Raw genomic sequence first — 1,483 nt, 5'->3', positions numbered from 1 at the left:
GGTGGCGGTGGCCGCGGCGCCGGCCAGGGCGCACAGCGCCAACGCGGCCAGGCGGGGCAGGGGGCGCTGGGCAGGGAATTTCGTCATAGCGACTCCACGAATTGCACGAGCGCATCGCGCTCGGCCTTGTTCATCTTGAGCACGTTCTGCTTGGCTTCCTCGGCCTCGCCGCCGTGCCACAGGATGGCTTCGAGCACGCCGCGCGCGCGGCCGTCGTGCAGCAGGCGGGTGTGGCCGTTCACGTCCTGGATCAGGCCCGTGCCCCACAGCGGGGGCGTCTTCCACTGCCGGCCGTTGGCCGCGAAGTCGGGCCGGTGGTCTGCCAGGGCTTCGCCCATGTCGTGCAGCAGCATGTCGGTGTAGGGCCAGATGCGCTGGCCCGAGACGGCCTTGCTGGTCAGGCGCGGGAACGGCCCTTCCTTGGTGACGTAGCTGGGGCGGTGGCAGGCGGCGCACTGGGCCTGCGCGAAGAGCGCCTGGCCGCGCTGCACCTGCACGTCGTTCACCTTGCGGCGGGCGGGCGGGGCGAGCGTGGCCTGGTAGAACACCACGTCGTCGAAGGTCTTGTCGTCGATCTCCACGCCCGGCTGGCCCTGGCGGCCCGCGCTCTTGCCGCTGGGTGCGGCCAGGCAGTCCTTTTGCGCGGGCGTGCAGGCCTCGTGCGGGAAGTGGCGCGAGGTGATGCCCATGTCGCCCACGAAGGCGCCGCCGGTCTGGTGCGCGATGGTGGCCACGTTGCCCTTCCAGCCGAAGCGGCCGATCATCATCCGGGCCGATGGCGCATCCCACACGCGGTTGGGCACGCCCTTGATGGGGCCGGGCGCCTTGGCCTGGTCGGCGGCATTGGCCAGGATGTCGGCCTCGTCGATGGCCTCCAGCAGGCCCACGCCGATGATCTGTGGCGCGATGCGCGGGCTGACCATCACGTCCGGGTGCATCGGCCCGTACCCTAGGTCGGCAAAGCCGTATTTCGGGTCGAGCAGGGTGTAGGGCGTGCCGTCGGCGAACTGGCCCTGGATGGTCTGGTAGCGCAGGGTGACGCGGCCCTCGGGCTTCACGCCGGTGATGCCCGCGTTGTTGAACTGGTCGCCGTACACAGGCTCGTGCAGCGGTCCGCCGTGGCCGTCGGCACCGGGGATGGACAGGCGGATCAGCAGCGCCACCGTGGGGTCCTTGGTCTCGCCCAGGCGGTTGAAGATCTCGGGCGGCGCCCCCCGGCCGTCCTGCACGTGGCAGCCGCCGCACGAGCGCGCGATGAAGTGCGGCCCCAGGCCGTCGCGCGCCTTGGTCGAGGCGGGTGCCTCCACCCAGTTGCGGCGAAAGAACGAGTTGCCGATGACAAAGCGCGTGCGCTCGTCGTCCGGCAGGTTGGCCGCGGGGAACGAGAAGGCGTTGCGCCCGGTGGCGAACACGGTGGTGTCGCCGCCGGGCTTCTCGCCCAGCGGGTCCGGGTGGCCGCTGGCCACGAGGCCCGTGCGGCCGC

Annotated in this window: 1 protein-coding gene; it reads right to left on the bottom strand. The window is 71.7% G+C overall.

Annotated elements, in window-relative coordinates; translation table 11 throughout:
* Positions 1-83: 83 nt before the first annotated feature.
* Positions 84-1,483: di-heme oxidoreductase family protein (locus AC27KI_RS24640; protein ID WP_487116395.1), on the bottom strand; the 1,400-nt coding region annotated here is incomplete at its 5' end.

Source organism: Acidovorax sp. KPB24-03 (genome assembly GCF_057546605.1).
The sequence above is the reverse complement of the archived record's forward strand: the minus strand, read 5'-3'. Positions and strand labels throughout refer to the sequence as shown.